Here is a 15,913-nt window from a genome sequence, read left to right on the forward strand (position 1 = left end):
CCTCACGACACCCTCACGGCTGACGGCCTCTCAGCGCTGAGGGGCGCGCGCAGTGCGGTCATTCGGCCGTCTTCCGGTCGACGTACTCGAAGACCGACCCGTCCGGGTGGACGGCGATCAGATTGCGGCCCACCGGGGTCGGCACCGGGCCCGCCACGACTCTCGCGCCGACCTCGGTGAGCGTGGCGTACGCCTCCTCCACGTCCTTCACCGCGATCGTCGCCGTCACCTTGCGCAGCACCTCCAGCTCCGACTCCGGGCCGCTCATCAGCAGGAAGCAGCCGACCGCGGCGACCGAGACCCCGCCGCGCTCGAAGCGCAGCGGTGTGGTGCCGGTGAGGCGTTCGTAGAAGGCTGCCGCGGCCTCCAGGTCGTCGACGCAGATGCGGAGCGTGGTTCCGAGGATCTCCATACGGGCGAGCGTAGTTCGCGGCGGCGGGAGGCGAAATCAGTTGCCCGATTGTGGGTGGCTCTGGCCCCCGCGCAGTAGGGTGCCCGACCGTGACCGAACCGGACCTCCGGAGGCAGCCGGACAGTGTCGCCGAGCCGTCGAGCCGGGCCGGGCTGGTCGTGCGCGCCCAGCTGTGCGTGAGCCCGACGACGACGACTCCAGCGAGAAGACGCAGCAGGCCTTTCTGTCGGTCCGTAAACGGCGCGGGCCGTTGACCGGCCGTCGTCGGCCGACCATGACGTAGCGGGCCCCACGCAGCACGTCGTTGACGCTGCGGTCAGGCGCGGCAGAGCACTTCGCCGTGCGGGACCATGAACCAGGCGTCGGCCCGGCCGCCCCACTCCCGCCAGCCGTCGGCGATCGCGGCCAGCTGCCCGGCGGGGGCGTGGCCGCCGTCGACCGCGAGCTTCGCGTAAGACGACGCGGTTGTACGGTCCGCCCACAGGCCGCTCCACCATGCCCGCTCGTCCGGCGCGGCGAAACACCAGGCGGCGGCGGTGGCGGTGATGTCGGTGAAGCCCGCGGCGCGTGCCCAGGACACCAGCCGGCGACCTGCGTCCGGCTCGCCGCCGTTCGCCCGGGCGACCCGGTGGTAGAGCTCCAGCCACTCGTCCAGGGCGGGGATCTCGGGGAACCAGGTGAAGGCGCCGTAGTCGCTGTCGCGCGCCGCGACGATGCCGCCGGGGCGGCAGACCCGGCGCATCTCGCGCAGCGCCCGCACCGGGTCGCCGACGTGCTGCAGCACCTGGTGGGCGTGGACGACATCGAACGAGTCGTCGGGGAAGTCCAGTGCGTGGACGTCGGCGACCGCGAAGCGGACATTGTCCAGGCCGCGTCCGGCAGCGGTCTCCCGCGCCTGGTGCAGTACGTCATCGACGGCGTCGACGGCCGTCACCTGTCCCGGCGCGACCAGCCCGGCAAGATCGGCGGTGATGGTGCCGGGACCGCAGCCCACGTCCAACACGTCCAGCCCTGGGCGGAGTTCACCGATGAGGTACGCCGCGGAGTTGGCGGCCGTCCGCCAGCGGTGCGAACGCAGCACCGACTCGTGGTGCCCATGGGTATAGACGGCGGTCTCCTTCGGCATGGCCGGACTCCTTCTGCTGAGGCGAGTACCGCAACGGTACGCCGGTGTTCCGCATTGCGAGACCTGCGTCTTGAGATATGGACGGGCGCATCACGGGACCTGGACGAGCGGCTGCGCCTCCTCAAGGCGGGGGGAGTGTGCGGTTCGAGGGCAGGGTGCCCACCGGGAGGGCCGCCTGCCATCTCACTTCGCCGTCCTGTACCCGGTCGGTCGGCGTCAGCCCGGCCGCGGCGGCGACGGCCGCCGAGGCGAGATGGTCCGGGTGTACATGGGCGACCGCCGTGTGGACCGACCGCCCGGCGAGCCAGCCGACGAGCGCCCGCGCCGCCTCGGTGGCGATGCCCCGCCCCTGCCAGGGCGTGCCGACGAGCCAGGCGATCTCGGCGCTGCGACCGCGCCCTGACGGACCGACCGTCGCCTGGACCGTGCCCGTGAGACAGGACTCGGCCTCCAGCCTGATGACCCAGTTGCACCAGGACACGGCGGGATCGGGCGCGCCCGCGAGCATCCTGGCGTATCGCGAGCGCAGCGCATCGGCGCTCTCGGGCTCGCCCCCGATGAAGGTGTGCAGAGCCGGGTCGGCGAGGACCTTCGCCATCTCGTCCGCGTGCGCGACGGCGAGCGGCAGCAGGACGAGCCGTTCGCTACGGATGGGCTCGGCACTGACCGCCCGCAGCAGCGGCCGCTGGTAACGCAGTTTGACCAGCGGACGGCCGGCGGTCGTGTCCACCTCGACCGCGCCGTCCGCACGCCAGCCCGCGGCCTCGTAGAACCGCCGGGCGCGGTCGTTGGCCTCCAGCACCCACAACTGCGCGCGCGTGCGGCCCGCCTGGGTGAGTTCCTCCACGACGGCCGCCATCAGACGTCTCCCGACCCCGGTGCCCCAGAGCTCGGGCAGGACGCAGAGCATGCCGATCTCCGCTGTGCCCGCGGCGCGGGCCGGTGCGTAACCGGCGAAGGCGACGATCCCCTGCTCGGCCTCGGCGACCAGCACCCCCGCGTCGGGCCTGCGGGGCCCGGTGAGCCGGCCCGCCCAGACCAGGGCCTCCCGACCGGGTGCGAGCGCATCGAGATGCTCCTGCGGTACGAGACCGGTGAACGCCGCCCGCCAGGACCGTACGTGGACCGCGGCGATGCCCGCTGCGTCATGGCTCTGTGCGCGGCGTATCTGCATACGCTCATGGTGCGCGAAGCAGTTTGAGCCCGTCGATCGGGTTTTCCGCGGAAGCCGGCAGCGACGTGTCAGCGCTCAGAGCAGGGCTTGCGGGCGGTAGACCGTCAGCGCCTCGACCTCCTTGTCCACCAACAACTCCCGTGGGGCCTGCGTGACTTCACCGTCGTAGGCCAGCAAAGTGCCCGGCGCGAGCCCGGCGATCCGCAACTGGCGCAGCTTCTGCGCCGCGTGCACCGGCGAACGGCTCAGCGGACCGGCGAGCGCGGCGGCCAGCAGCCGCAGCCCCGGCCAGCGGCCGCCGTGCACCACCCGGACATCGAGCAGGCCGTCCGCCAGATCCTGCCGGTGGCCGGGCGTCGGACCCACCCGCTGGTAGATGCCGTTCCCGGCGAACAGCAGCCACATCGGGTGTCGCCGGCCCTGGACCTCGGCCTCCAGCGGGTGCTCGCCGCGCAGCACACGCGCCGCCGCGAGCACCCCGGCGGGCCAGCCGCCGATCCGCGGCGACCAGCGCTCGCGGATGCGCACCAGCTCCGGATAGACGCCCAGGCTGAAAGTGTTCAGAAAGTGACCGGTCTGCGCGCCGTCCGGGCCCGGTGTGAAGCGCCCCAGGTCGACCCTGACGGCCTCGCCGCCCTCGACGGCCCGGCTGGTCTCGTGGGCGGACTCGATGCCCAGGTCGTACGCGAAGTGGTTGAACGTGCCGCCGGGGAAGACGGCCAGCGGCATCCCGTGCGCGGCCGCGACGGTCGCCGCCTTGTTGATCGTGCCGTCTCCGCCCAGGATGCCCAGCGCCCGGCAGCGGCCCGCCGCCTTCTCCAGCTCCGCCGACAGCTCGTCGGGCGCGCACTCGACGACCTCGGCGAGCGGCAGCGTCTCGCGCAACGGAGCGGCCGAATCCACCGAGCCCGCCTGCCGGTTGACCACGACCACCAGCCCTTCACCGCCCGGCAGTGCGGGCGCGTCGGCCAACGGCCGGGCCGGCGCAGGCAGTTGCGACCTGGTCGGCACAGCGCCCCGCACCGCGAAGGCGGCACCCACGCCCAGCGCCGCGCCCACCAGCACATCGCTCGGGTAGTGCGCGCCCGTGTAGACGCGCGAGAGGGCGACACCGGCGGCCACGGGCGCGACGACCGCGCCCCATCCCTTCGACTCCAGCGCGACGCCGGTCGCGAACGCCGCCGCCGACGCGGAGTGGCCGGAGGGGAACGACGTGGTGAACGGCTGCCGCTTCAGTCGCCGTATCACCGGCACCGCGTCGAGCACCGGGCGCGCCCTGCGCACCGAACGCTTGCCGATGGTGTTGATGGTGGCGGAGGCGAGCGCGAGGGACGCCACACCCCGTGCGGCGGCGCGGCGCGAGCGTGTCCCGCGTCCCAGCGCCACTATGCCGGCGGCCGCGCCGAACCACAGCAGGCCGTGGTTGGCGCTGTGGCTCAGCCGGGGCAGCACCGGCTCGGCGGCGGGCCAGTGCCGGGAGGCGATGGCCTGCAGGAGCTGCCGGTCCCAGCCGCTGAGCAGTGTCGCGACACGCGCCCGGACCCGCGGATTTGTGTGTGCGTAAAGGTCAGACATGCATCGCGGGTACCCCGTGGACCCGGCCGCCACGCGGAATGTGCGCCCGACAGACACCGCGGACGCCGAGATCCTGACCGGCCGAGATCCTGACCAGGAGCTGCCGGCCGCCCTGCCGGTGGCCGGGGCACAGCAAACGGGTGTGCGGCGGTTTCAGTTCTTCCTGTCCGATCCTCGCGACGGTCGCGTCCCGGTGGGGTGCTGGTCATTGACGATCCGCAGACCGACAAGACGCGCCCGCCCGTTCGATTGCGCTGCCGTATCCCTTGACAGCGACTCCCGATGCCCCGCAGGATCGCCCGTGAACCTGTCAGACAGCCAGACAGGCGGGAGGATCCGCGCCGATGACTCCCGGCCCCCGCACCGAACGCGACCTGCTCGGCGGTCGAGCACTCCATCGGCCTAGTCGTCGCCACCTCCCCGAAGCCCGTCCTGAATGATCCGGACGGCCGTGAGGGGCAGAGGCACAAGCCCAGGACATAGGCATAGGCGTTGCAAACACAGACAATTCTGCGCATCCATCCGGACCCCTCGGTCCGCGCACACCTGCCGGCCCTCGTATCGGTTGATGAGACCTCCAGTTCGACGTTGGCCCAGAGACTGGGGCATGCGGGTCTCGCCCTCGGCGCCGCCGTGCGTTGGGGAAGCGAGGCAGCCTGCGTCTCCATGCTGGAACGAAGACCGGCGATGATCCTGCTCGATGTCCCCTCGACGGAGGCCGACGGGCTGGCAAGGCTCGTCCGGGCCGCGTCCTTGATCGCCCCCGTCGCCGTCCTGCGGCACGAAGGGCGAGATGCCGTCGCCGCATTCACCGCCGGGGCGTTCGATGTGCTCGACCGGCAGAAACCGGCCGCTGAGCTGGCCTGGCGCATCCATGCCGACCTGAGACGGTGCCCGCCGATGCCGGTGCCGCGTGCGTCGGCAGGGGGCACCGCCGGCCAGCGCCTTCTGTTCGACGTGATCACCAGAGCGCAGACTCCCGTCTGCTGCCACCATCTGAGACTGCTCCTGGGAACGCCCGGCCTCCCCATGACGCTTCGGGCGCTCAAGGCACGGATCCAAAGGCTGCTGCCCGTCTTCGCCGACCACGGACTGGCACTGATCGTGGATCAGCAGTGGGGGCTCGCGACCTACCGCACCCTCAGAGCCGAAGCTCCAGGCGCCGGCGCCCCATAGCCCGCCGATGTCGCGGCCGCCCCTCGAACGGAACGCGGTGGTGGTCCGACGCCCGCCCGTCCGACGCTCCCGCGCGGCGAGTTCGCGCAATCGTCCGTATAAAGGGCTCGTGGGCCGGGCAGTGGTTCCGGGATGCGAGCAGCGGAGGTGACGGCATGCAGCGGACGGCTCCGGAGGACCACGGTCCCGTCCGATACGGACCGCACGCCCCCGAGTCCGGACTGCCCGTGCTGCCCGAGCTCGCCGCGGTGCTCGCGGCCGCATCGGACCGGGCCGCCGGCGAGCCGCCCGGCGGCAGCCCCGAGCTGCGCGAGGCGGCCTGCGGCTACTGGTGGCGGCGCGGGCTTCGCTCCCACCCCGAGGAAGTGGCGGCGGCGTCCGGCGCGCAGCCCCTGCTGTTGGCGCTGATCGGCGCGTACGGCGGGGATGTGCTGATGCCCCGCCCGTGCCCCGCCTGGTGGACTCCGCAGGCCCGGCTGCTCGGCCGGCCCGCCTACCATGTGCCGACCCCGGCGGAGTGCGGCGGCGTGCCCGATCCGTACGCACTGCTCGAGACCGTACGCAGAGTGCGTGCCGAGGGCGGCAGGCCCCGGCTGTTGCTGCTCTCCGTCGCCGACGACCCCACCGCGACCGTCGCCCCGCCCGAGATCGTGCGCGAGGCGTGCGAGGCCGCGGTGGGCGAGGGGCTGCACATCATCAGCGACGAGACCTGGCGGGACACCGTCCACCGGCCGCACGAGACGGTGCTGGTCAGCCCCGCCGAGATGTGCCCCGGCGACGTCACCGTCATCAGCGATCTGGCGGGCGCGCTCACGCCCGACTCCTGGCCGGTGGCCGTCGCCCGGTTCCCGCCCACCGAGGAGGGCGCCGTCCGGCGGGCCAGGACCCTCGACATCCTCACGGCACTGGGCGCGGTGGTGGCGGAACCGATCGCCGCAGCCGCCGCACTCGCACTGGACGAGCCAGGACCGGTCACAGAAAGGGCGGAGCAGGCGTCCGCGCTGCACGCACGCCTGGCGGCCGCGGCGCACCACGCGGTGCTCGTCTCCGGCGCGCTGGCCCGCCCCCCGCAGGCCGGCCGCCATCTGTACGCGGACCTCGGCCCGCTGCGCGCCCGTCTCGCCGACCGGGGCGTCACCGACTCCATGGAGCTGGAGGAGTATCTGACCCGCCGCCTCGGGGCGGCGGCACCCGGCGGACACCGGTTCGGCGACGAACTGGGCGCGCTACGGGTGCGACTGGCCACCGGACCGCTGGTGGGAGCGACTCCCGAGCAGCGGCTGGAATCTCTCACCTCACCGGCACCTCTGGAATTGCCGCATGTGGCCGAAGCGTTGAGCATTCTTGGAACGGCCTTCGACGAACTGCGTTGAACGGAGCCCCGGATGACCGAACAGACGGAGCAGGCAGAGCACTCGGGACGGTCGGCAGGCACACCCGGCGGCGTACGGCCCCGTTCCCGCACCCGCCCCCTCGGCGAGATCCGCCGCTGGCCGACCTCCTTCGCCGACCGGCTGACCGCACCGCTCCCCGGCGTACGGGCCATGGCCCGTCTCGCCAGAGAGGGCGCGGTGCGCCCCGGGCCCGACGGGCTGAGGGACATCCCGATGCTGCCCTTCGCTCCGGGCCCGCTGCCCGCCGTGGACACCACGACCGTCGCCGTCACCTGGGCCGGACACGCCAGTTGGGTACTGAACATCGGCGGGCTGACCGTCCTCACCGACCCCGTCTGGTCACGCCGGATCTTCGGTACCCCGGCCAGGATCACACCGGTCGGGGTGCGCTGGGAGGACCTGCCGCCCATCGACGCGGTGGTCATCAGCCACAACCACTTCGACCATCTGGACGCCCCCACCCTCAAAAGACTTCCGCGCCACACGCCGGTGTTCGCCCCGGCCGGACTCGGCCGCTGGTTCCGGCGCCGCCGCTTCACCAAGGTGACCGAACTCGACTGGTGGGAGGGCGCGGAACTGGCCGCCGTCCGCTTCGACTTCGTACCGGCCCACCACTGGTCCAAACGCACCCTCATCGACACCTGCCGCTCGCTGTGGGGCGGCTGGGTGCTCACCGACCAGCTCGGCCAGTCCGTCTACTTCGCGGGCGACACCGGATACGGCCACTGGTTCAAGGAGATCGGCCGCCGCCACCCCGGCCTCGACCTGGCGCTGCTGCCGATCGGCGCGTACGACCCGCGCTGGTGGCTCAGCGATGTGCACACCGATCCGGAGGAGGCGGTGCTCGCCTTCGACGACCTCGGAGCGCGGAACATGGCCCCGATGCACTGGGCGACGTTCGTGCTCTCCGCCGAGCCGGTCCTTGAGCCCCTCACCCGGATACGGGCAGCCTGGGAGCGCACCGGCCGTCCGCGCGAGCAGCTGTGGGACCTGCCGGTCGGCGGCTCACGCCTGCTTGCCGGGTGACCGCCGCACCCTGCGCCACAGCGCCGGAGCCCCGCTGATGACCACCGTCAGCGCCACCGCCACCACCACGCCCTTCCACGGCTCGTCGAACAGCGAGCCGCCCAGAATCCCGATCAGCTGGTACGTCGCCGCCCACGCGAGGCACGCCGGGACATCCCCGCGAATGAACCCGCGCAGCGGCATCCTGGCGAGCAGACAGGCCAGCATCACCGGGATCCGCCCGGCGGGCACCAGCCGGGAGACCACCAGCACCGTCACCCCGTGCTCGTCCAGCTTGCGCTGCGCCTGCTCAAGGCGGTCGGGCGCGGCACGGTCGCGCAGCGTGGCCAGCCACCGGGAGCCGTTCTTGGAGCGGGTCCCGCGCTGCCCGAGCCAGTACAGCGTCACATCCCCCAGGAACGCGGCGAACGACGCCACCAGAAAGACGAACAGCATCGTCAGCGGAGCCGTCTGATGGAAGGCCACCACCGCCGCAGAACTCACCACCGCCCCCGTCGGTACCACCGGCACCAGCGATCCCAGCGCCACCAGCAGAAACAGCGACGGATAACCGACGGCCTGCTGCGTCGACTCCGGCGGCAGCCTGCCCACGACTTCCGACAGCTGCCCGAGGACATCCGACAGCTTCGAGCTCACCGGGCGGCCTCCGGTCTGACCCGCTCGCCGTGGACCAGCCGGTGCACCGCCACCTGCGGAGCCAGCCGCCCCGCCTTGCGTACGAACTCCTCGCCCGGAGCGTAGAACTCGTGCGGCCGGATCCCGTCCATCCCGATCGGCCAGTACGTGCCGTAGTGCACCGGCACAGCCGCGCGCGGCGCGAGCGAGACCAGCGCCTGCGCCGCCCGGTCCGCGTCCAGATGCCCGTGCCCGAGATACGGCCCCCAGCCACCGACCGGCAGCAGCGCCACATCCACCGGACCGACCTCGTCGGCCATCGAGTCGAACAGCCCGGTGTCCCCGGCGAAGTACGTACGCGCCTCACCGCTGATCACATAGCCGAGCGCGGGCGAACGGTGCGGCCCGACCGGCAGCCTCCGCCCGTCGTGCAGCGCCGGGACGGCCCGCACCACCAGGTCCTCGACCCGCACCTCGTCGCCCGGCGCCACCTCGGTGACCCGCAGCCCGGCCGAGCTGACGAGCCGCCGCAGTCCCGGCACCGAGCGCCCCGCACCGCTCGGCACCACCAGACGGGTTCCGGGCGCGAGCCGGGCCAGCGACGGCAGATGCAGATGGTCGGAGTGCAGATGGGAGACGAGGACGGCCTCGGCCCTCGCGGCGTCCGGCGGCGGCAGCTCACCGCGCCGCCTGCGCAGATGCGCGAGCCGGCGCACGAACAGCGGATCGGTCAGCACCCGGACGCCGGAGTCCTCGACCGTGCAGGTGGCATGACCCCACCAGGTGACCTCCACCGGCACGCAGCGCCTCCTCGTTCCCGCTCGCCGTTCCCGTTCGCCCGTCCCGTTCCCCGTACTCGTACGAGCGTAGATGCGGAGTAGGGTCGGCGGGGAAGGCGAGCGTACGGGGGGATGTCCATGGGCGGCTTACGAGTGGCGGCGATCGCCAGCCTGACGCCCCTCGAGGAACTCGACAGCGACCCGTTCCTGGTGGACACCCGCACGCAGCACGCGATGTGCGCCCGCTGGGCCGTCGACAAGGGGTTCGTCGTCACCCGGCAACTGCTCTTCTACGGGCTGCGGCCCGACCACAGCGGACTGTGGACAGATGTCGTGGCGGGTCACGTGGACCTGTTCGTCGCGCCCAACGAGCGAGTGCTCGCACGGGCCTTGACGTCGGTGCCGGGCTTCGTCGCGGAGTGCGAGCGCAGAGGCGTGCCGCTGGAGACCGCGGGACTGGACGAGCCGGCGTACGACGCGGCGATGAAGGCCAGCGTGCATCGCAGACTCTCCATGCCGACGGCCGGTTACGACGGCTGCTGAATGTGCCGCCCGAGCGCGTCACCGGATCGCGTCCGCCCCTGTGCCAGGCTGGAGACCTGATCCAGGGGTGAGGTGAAGACAGCGTGGCCGAAGGGCGATGGCGCACGGCCGGCAGAGCCCTGTTGCGGGTGATCGTGGTGTGGGCGGTGTCCACGCTGACGATGCTGGCGCTCGCCGGGCTGCTGCCCGATTTCCAGCTGCAGTCCGACGACGGCGACAGCATCACCAGGACCGCGGTCACCGCCGCCTGGGGCGCCGGCGCCTTCGGTCTGCTGACCGCGCTGGTCTGGCCGGTCGTCGTACGGGCCCTGCTGCTCGTACCCGCCCTGGTGCTCGGCCTGTTGGTGTTCTTCCTCAACGGCTCGCTGCTGCTGATCGCCCTCTGGCTGATCCCCGACGGGCGCGGCGCGGCCGACCCGGAGACCGCGGTCGTCGTCGCCGCCGTGATGTCCGCCGTCGCCTCCGCGACCTCCACCGCGCTCGCCGTCCGCGACGACAACGCCTACCGGCGCAGGCTCTCCCGGCTCGCCGACCGCCGCAGACGGCGACGCGGTGAGGACGGCGGCCGTGAAGGCCCGCCGGGCACGGTCTTTCTGCAGCTCGACGGGGTCGGGCACGAGGTCCTGCGGCGCGCGGCCGAGGACGGTTCGATGCCCACCGTCGCCGGCTGGATCGGCACGACCCACCGGCTCACGCCCTGGCGCACCGACTGGTCCAGCCAGACCGGCGCCAGCCAGCTGGGCATCCTGCACGGCTCCAACCACGACGTCCCGGCCTTCCGGTGGTACGAGAAGGACAGCGGGCGGGTCATGGTCACAAACCGGCCCGCGAGCGCCGCCGAACTCCAGCGCCGCGCGATCGAGCGCACCGGCGACGGCGGGCTGCTCACCGTCGACGGCGCCAGCCGCGGCAATCTCTTCAGCGGCGGCGCCGACCAGCTCGCGCTGGTGCTGTCCATGGCCGCCAGGCGCGGCCGGGGCAACCGCTCCAGGGCGGGCTACTTCGCGTACTTCAGCGACCCCGCCAACGCGGTCCGCACAGCGCTGTCCTTCGTCGCCGAAGTCGCCCGCGAGATCGGCCAGTCGACGCGGGCGCGGCTGCGCGGCGACCGGCCGCGGGTCGGGCGAGGCGGCCTCTACCCCTTCATCCGGGCGTTCGCGACCGTCATCGAGCGGGATGTGGTGGTAGCCGCGGTGGTGGGGGACATGCTCGCCGGACGCACCGCCGTCTACGCCGACCTCGTCGCGTACGACGAAGTGGCGCACCACTCAGGGCCGCACAGCCGGGACGCGTCACTGGTGCTCGAACGCCTCGACCGTTCGATCGCGCTCATCGCCAAGGTCGCCGAGCACGCGCCACGCAGCTACCGGATCGTGCTGCTCTCCGACCATGGCCAGAGCCCGGGGGAGACCTTCGAGAGCGCGTACGGACTGACCCTCAAGGACCTCGTGCGCGCGGGATGCGGGCTGCCCGTCTCGCGCCGGGCGGGACGTTCCAAGAGCGGCGCGGAGGCCCGCGACGCGGCGGGCGACGCCCTGCGGACCGCGCTGCACCGGCGGCTGGCGGAGGGTGAGGACGAGCATCCGGAGGTGGGCTCCGACCCGATCGTGCTCGCCTCCGGGAACCTCGCGTTGATCTCCTTCCCCGACACGGCCGAGCGCCTCAGCCGCGAACAGATCGAGCGCCGCCACCCGGCGCTGCTGAGCACGCTCGCCAACCACCCGGGCATCGGCTTCCTGCTGGTGGGCAGCGAGGAGCACGGCTCGCTGGTGCTCTGCCCGGGCGGCGCGGAGGTGCCCGTAGCCAAGCTGTCCGACGACGGACCGCTGGCGGCCTTCGGCCCGGGCGCGGCCGAAGCCGTACGCCGTACCGACAGCTTCCCGCACGTCGCCGACATCATGGTCAACTCGATGTACGACCACGGGACGGGCAATGTGCACGCCTTCGAGGAGCAGATCGGCTCGCACGGCGGACTCGGAGGCGAACAGTCCCAGCCCTTCCTGCTGTCGCCGCTCGACCTGTCGTCGCCCCTCTCGGCGAGTGCGCCGGGTGCGGCGTCGGCGCCGGGCGCGGAACTGGTCGGCGCCGAGCGGGTGCACCGGGTGCTGCGGCGCTGGCTGCGCGAGTGCCAGGGTCCGCAGGTGCCGATCGGGCCGCTGGAGGCGGCCAGAACGGACGGGCCAGGTCAGGGGCTGCCGTAGGACCCATCCTTCCGGATACGTTGAGACGGCTGAGCCCGAGCTGGATTCCCCGGACGAAGGAGTTGGCCCGTTGCGTGCTGTGGTGTTCGAGGAGTTCGGGAAGCCGCTCGAGGTACGAGAGGTGCCCGAGCCCGTGCCGTCCCGGGCCGGCGCCGTGATCAGGGTCGAGGCGACGGGGCTGTGCCGCAGCGACTGGCACGGCTGGATGGGGCACGACACCGACATCACCCTCCCGCACGTTCCCGGCCACGAACTGTCCGGAGTGATCGAGTCCGTGGGCGACGATGTCGCGAATTGGCTCCCCGGGGACCGGGTCACGGTGCCGTTCATCTGTGCCTGCGGCCGGTGCGCGGCGTGTGCGCGCGGCGCCCAGCAGGTCTGCGAGCGCCAGGAGCAGCCCGGCTTCACCCACTGGGGTTCCTTCGCCGAGTACGTCCCCGTCCACCACGCCGACACCAATCTCGTGGCTCTGCCCGAGTCGATGTCGTTCGCCACGGCCGCGAGCCTGGGCTGCCGGTTCGCGACCGCGTTCCGGGCCGTCGTGGGCCAGGGCCGGGTGCGGCCGGGGGAGTGGGTCGCCGTGCACGGCTGCGGCGGGGTGGGCCTGTCCGCGGTGATGATCGCCGCTGCGTGCGGGGCCAGGGTCGTCGCGGTCGACGTCTCGCCGGGCGCGCTGGAGCTGGCCCGGACGTTCGGCGCCCAGGTGTGCGTGGACGCCTCCGCGCTGACCGGAAGCGTCGCCGACGCGGTCCGCGAGGCGACCGGCGGCGGCGCGCATCTCTCATTGGACGCCCTTGGCGCGCCGGTGACCTGCGTCAACTCAGTCCAGAGCCTGCGCCGCCAGGGCCGCCATGTGCAGGTCGGACTGTTGCCCCAGGGCGTACAGCTGCCGATGGACCGGGTGGTCCCGCTGGAGCTGGAGCTCCTCGGCAGCCACGGCATGGCGGCGCACGCCTACCCGGAGATGATGGCGATGGTCGCCTCCGGCGCTCTCCGTCCCGACCTGCTGGTGACGACGGCGATCGGCCTGGACGACGTGCCTGCGGCGCTGGCCGCCATGGGCAGCGCCCCGGGGACCGGCGTCACCGTGATCATCCCGCACGCGGCGGTGAATTCGGCGTAATGGGCGTCCCCCGGTAGGGCGGTTCTCGGCCCTACCGCGGCACGGCGGGGTACTTCCTGGGCAGGCAGTGGTCAGTGGACGCATCCAGGAGGTCGCGTCGCCATGATCCAGCCCCGCTCTCAGCCTCGCGCCGCGGCTGCCGCCGCGGCCCGCGCCGCCACGCACCGGACCGTGGCGGTCGTCGCACTGGTGCTGCTGGCACTTCTCGGTACGTCCTGCGGCTCCGCCGTCGCGGCGGCCGGGGGTGCCGCGACCCAGGTGCCCGTCTCCGCACCCGACTCGGCGGGCGGCGGCCAGCCGGAGGAGACCGACGCAGAGGTGTCGCCATCGGGCCCGGTCCGGGCCCGTCCCGCGGCACGGTATGCCGCGTCGGCGACTCATGCGCGTCCGGCGACGGCCGAGCCCGTCGCGTACCGCCCCGGCAGGAGCCGGCCGGTACAACTCGCTCTCCCGCTGCGCGCCGTGCGCTGTGTGGTCCTGCGCTGCTGACGACCACCGTCAGCCGTCCGCAGCCATCAGCCACTTCACACCGCGAGGTGCACAGCCATGCCCATCGACCCTCTCGCAGCGCTCAACGCCATGATCCGCGCCGAAGCCGCCCGCTCCACGGAACCCGAGGACGGGCCCCATAGCGGCGATCCCGATACCGAAGCCGGCGGACCGGCGTCCGGCGAACACCGCGCGTCATCCGACGACGGCGCCCCCTGACCCCTGCGGCCACCGGCGGGTACTCCCTCACCCAGCAGTCGGGGCCGACTCTCACTCGGGGCCGGGCCGCCCTCACCCGGCCGGACGGCCCCCACCAGGGGTCGGACCGTCCCTCACCCAGAGGTCGGGCCGCCCCTCGCGCCCAACGCCGGCACCCTGAAGCCGGTGAGTGGCCACCGCACCGCTGCCGTGGCCACTCCCCGCGTCGAGGGGCCGTCCACCCACGCCCGCCATGCCGCGGCGGCTCCCGTATGGAAGACGAACCGTGGATCGTGGCCCGGCTCCCATCGGAGGCCGTCGGCCGGGCCGATGATGTGGAACGTCAGCTTCTCGCCGCTGGGAAACACGTCCCGTATCTCGTCGAGGGTCAGCTCCCAGTCGTCGGCGAGGGCGCTGACATCCACGAAGAGCGCGGAGAACCCCTCGGCCTCACGGAGCCGCAGCAACTGCCCGAGCATCGGAGCCGTGGACCTGGCCAGCCGGCCGCCCACGGCGATCCACACCTGTGGCCCGTCCACCGCCAGTACTCGTACCCGTATGGTCGCTCGCACCTGTTCCCCCAGCAGCCGGGACCGGCGCACCGCCGACCGGTGCGCTGCCGCACGACTGCTATTCGAGGCCGGGCGAACTCGGGATTGCTCAGGATCCGGCCGCTCTGCTGCCGGTCGGCCCGCCGAGCGGACAATCGGTGAGCAGCGTGCGCGGACCGGCCGCTTCCGGGCGGGCCAGCGTGCGGCTGGACACCGGCTGCCTGCCGTGTCCGATCCAGGCTTCCAGGGCGGTGAACGCCGAGCGGTGGCACGGCGTCAACGGCCGCAGCCTGTCCGGAAAGACGTCGTAGAGCGAGTCGACATGCGTGCCGCCTTCGACGCGGTAGTAGCGGAAGAGCCCGTCCCGTCCGGCGTCGCGCACCATCGCTGCGTACACATCGGAGTCACGGCCGATGGGCAGCAGCACATCGAGGGTGCCGTGCAGCGTGATCAGCGGTTTGCCGATCCGGCCGGTCAGCCCGATCGACGCGACGGCCCGGCGTACCTCGGGCGGCCGGGACGCGTAGTCGTAATCCGCGTCGCACGCGGGCGTGCCGGGTGCGCAGTACGGAGTCCCCGCCTCAGTCTGCCCGTCGTAACCCGGGTCCAGCTCCTCCCGGTAGATCCGCTGGGTCAGGTCCCAGTAGTACTGATGGTGGAAGGGCCACAGAAACTCCGACCCCGCCGGATACCCGGCCGCGACCATTGCCCGGTGCGCCTCGTCCGCGCCCGGGCCGCCGGAGGCGTACACGGGATAGTGGCGCAGCGCAGGCGGCAGGAAGGTCAGCAGATGCGGTCCGCCCGCCCGCCAGAGCGTCCCCTCCCAGTCGACGCCGCCGTCGTACAGCCCGGGGTGGTTCTCCAGCTGCCAGCGCACCAGATAGCCGCCGTTGGACATGCCGGTCGCAAGCGTGCGGGACGGCGGGCGGTGGTAGCGCTGGGCGACGACCGCGCGGGCGGCCCTGGTCAACTGCGTGACCCGGTCGTTCCATTCGGCGATCGCCGCTCCCGGCGCGGCGCCGTCGCGGTGGAAGCCCACGCCCGTGTTGCCCTTGTCAGTGGCGGCGAACGCGTAGCCGCGGGAGAGGACCCAGTCGCCGATGGCGCGGTCGTTGGCGTACTGCTCGCGTACGCCGGGGGAGCCCGCGACGACCAGGCCGCCGTTCCAGCGGTCGGGCAGCCGGACGACGAACTGCGAGTCATGGCTCCAGCCGTGGTTGGCATTTCCGGTCGATGTGTCGGGGAAATAGCCGTCGATCTGGATGCCGGGCACCCCGCTGGGCGTGGCCAGTCCCGCCGGGGTCAGCCCGGCCCAGTCGGCCTGATCCGTGTGGCCGGAGGCAACCGTCCCCGCCGTCGTCAACTCACCCAGACAGGAGGCCTCTTGGTGTTCGGCGCCGGGCACATGCAGCCGCGCGATCCGCGCGCAATGGGTCTCCGTCTCCGGCTGCTGCCGGGCGGCGGCCGGTGCGGCGGTGACGGCGAGCAGCAGCGCGGCCGCGTACGGAAGGGCGAAGCGCACAGGGAAACC

The 15,913-nt window shown here is 72.8% G+C and carries 16 protein-coding genes and 1 pseudogene; 8 read left to right on the plus strand and 9 right to left on the minus strand.

Features of this window, described 5'->3' with window-relative positions; genetic code table 11:
- Positions 1–58 precede the first annotated feature (58 nt).
- The 5 genes and pseudogenes from ACFYWY_RS14070 to ACFYWY_RS14090 form a co-directional block, all read right to left on the minus strand.
- Complete coding sequence (locus tag ACFYWY_RS14070) at positions 59–412, minus strand: VOC family protein (protein WP_389184803.1); 354 nt, start codon at positions 410–412, stop codon at positions 59–61.
- A gap of 316 nt (positions 413–728) precedes the next feature.
- Positions 729–1,538 carry a class I SAM-dependent methyltransferase gene (locus ACFYWY_RS14075; protein WP_389184806.1) on the minus strand — a complete coding sequence of 270 codons (810 nt, stop codon included), beginning with the start codon at positions 1,536–1,538 and terminating at the stop codon, positions 729–731.
- A gap of 121 nt (positions 1,539–1,659) precedes the next feature.
- Positions 1,660–2,214, minus strand: coding sequence for a GNAT family N-acetyltransferase (locus tag ACFYWY_RS14080; RefSeq protein ID WP_389185105.1), 555 nt, complete (start codon positions 2,212–2,214; stop codon positions 1,660–1,662).
- Between the two features lie 69 nt (positions 2,215–2,283).
- A pseudogene (locus ACFYWY_RS14085) lies at positions 2,284–2,712 on the minus strand (GNAT family N-acetyltransferase); the annotation flags it as partial.
- A gap of 75 nt (positions 2,713–2,787) precedes the next feature.
- A complete protein-coding gene (locus ACFYWY_RS14090; protein ID WP_389184809.1) occupies positions 2,788–4,287 on the minus strand; it encodes a bifunctional phosphatase PAP2/diacylglycerol kinase family protein in 1,500 nt (499 codons plus the stop codon).
- Positions 4,288–4,953: 666 nt separating this feature from the next.
- Between ACFYWY_RS14090 and ACFYWY_RS14095 the strand changes: the two genes are divergently transcribed.
- The 3 genes from ACFYWY_RS14095 (at position 4,954) to ACFYWY_RS14105 (ending at position 7,883) form a co-directional block, all read left to right on the plus strand.
- Positions 4,954–5,463: a hypothetical protein gene (locus ACFYWY_RS14095; protein ID WP_389184812.1), complete on the plus strand. Its 510-nt coding sequence runs from the start codon at positions 4,954–4,956 to the stop codon at positions 5,461–5,463.
- 155 nt (positions 5,464–5,618) lie between these two features.
- Positions 5,619–6,836: an aminotransferase class I/II-fold pyridoxal phosphate-dependent enzyme gene (locus ACFYWY_RS14100; protein ID WP_389184815.1), complete on the plus strand. Its 1,218-nt coding sequence runs from the start codon at positions 5,619–5,621 to the stop codon at positions 6,834–6,836.
- A 12-nt stretch (positions 6,837–6,848) separates the two neighbouring features.
- Positions 6,849–7,883, plus strand: a complete 1,035-nt coding sequence (locus ACFYWY_RS14105) for an MBL fold metallo-hydrolase (RefSeq protein WP_389184818.1) — start codon at positions 6,849–6,851, stop codon at positions 7,881–7,883.
- On the opposite strand, the gene ACFYWY_RS14110 is transcribed toward ACFYWY_RS14105, so the two are convergent.
- Both ACFYWY_RS14110 and ACFYWY_RS14115 read right to left on the minus strand, forming a co-directional pair.
- The gene (locus tag ACFYWY_RS14110; RefSeq protein WP_389184821.1) at positions 7,863–8,519 is read right to left on the minus strand and encodes a DedA family protein; all 657 of its coding nucleotides are present in this window, start codon (positions 8,517–8,519) and stop codon (positions 7,863–7,865) included. The two genes, ACFYWY_RS14105 and ACFYWY_RS14110, sit on opposite strands and share 21 nt — an antisense overlap.
- Positions 8,516–9,298, minus strand: coding sequence for an MBL fold metallo-hydrolase (locus tag ACFYWY_RS14115; RefSeq protein WP_389184824.1), 783 nt, complete (start codon positions 9,296–9,298; stop codon positions 8,516–8,518). Before ACFYWY_RS14115 ends, ACFYWY_RS14110 begins: the two co-directional genes overlap by 4 nt.
- A gap of 117 nt (positions 9,299–9,415) precedes the next feature.
- Between ACFYWY_RS14115 and ACFYWY_RS14120 the strand changes: the two genes are divergently transcribed.
- From ACFYWY_RS14120 to ACFYWY_RS14140, 5 genes are all read left to right on the plus strand, one after another.
- Positions 9,416–9,820: a hypothetical protein gene (locus ACFYWY_RS14120; protein WP_389184826.1), complete on the plus strand. Its 405-nt coding sequence runs from the start codon at positions 9,416–9,418 to the stop codon at positions 9,818–9,820.
- 83 nt (positions 9,821–9,903) lie between these two features.
- Positions 9,904–12,021: a phage holin family protein gene (locus ACFYWY_RS14125; protein WP_389184829.1), complete on the plus strand. Its 2,118-nt coding sequence runs from the start codon at positions 9,904–9,906 to the stop codon at positions 12,019–12,021.
- Between the two features lie 70 nt (positions 12,022–12,091).
- Complete coding sequence (locus ACFYWY_RS14130) at positions 12,092–13,144, plus strand: zinc-dependent alcohol dehydrogenase family protein (RefSeq protein WP_389184831.1); 1,053 nt, start codon at positions 12,092–12,094, stop codon at positions 13,142–13,144.
- Positions 13,145–13,246: 102 nt separating this feature from the next.
- A complete protein-coding gene (locus tag ACFYWY_RS14135; RefSeq protein ID WP_389184834.1) occupies positions 13,247–13,633 on the plus strand; it encodes a hypothetical protein in 387 nt (128 codons plus the stop codon).
- Positions 13,634–13,690: 57 nt separating this feature from the next.
- Positions 13,691–13,852 (plus strand): hypothetical protein, encoded by a 162-nt coding sequence (locus tag ACFYWY_RS14140; RefSeq protein WP_389184837.1) that lies wholly within the window; start codon positions 13,691–13,693, stop codon positions 13,850–13,852.
- 113 nt (positions 13,853–13,965) lie between these two features.
- Here ACFYWY_RS14140 and ACFYWY_RS14145 read toward each other — a convergent pair whose 3' ends face one another.
- Together ACFYWY_RS14145 and ACFYWY_RS14150 are read right to left on the minus strand one after the other, a co-directional pair.
- Positions 13,966–14,403 (minus strand): hypothetical protein, encoded by a 438-nt coding sequence (locus ACFYWY_RS14145; RefSeq protein ID WP_389184840.1) that lies wholly within the window; start codon positions 14,401–14,403, stop codon positions 13,966–13,968.
- 88 nt (positions 14,404–14,491) lie between these two features.
- Positions 14,492–15,904 carry a tannase/feruloyl esterase family alpha/beta hydrolase gene (locus ACFYWY_RS14150; protein ID WP_389184843.1) on the minus strand — a complete coding sequence of 471 codons (1,413 nt, stop codon included), beginning with the start codon at positions 15,902–15,904 and terminating at the stop codon, positions 14,492–14,494.
- Positions 15,905–15,913: the final 9 nt, after the last annotated feature.

Origin of the sequence: Streptomyces sp. NPDC002870 (assembly GCF_042888505.1) — a bacterium.
Lineage (GTDB): Bacteria > Actinomycetota > Actinomycetes > Streptomycetales > Streptomycetaceae > Streptomyces.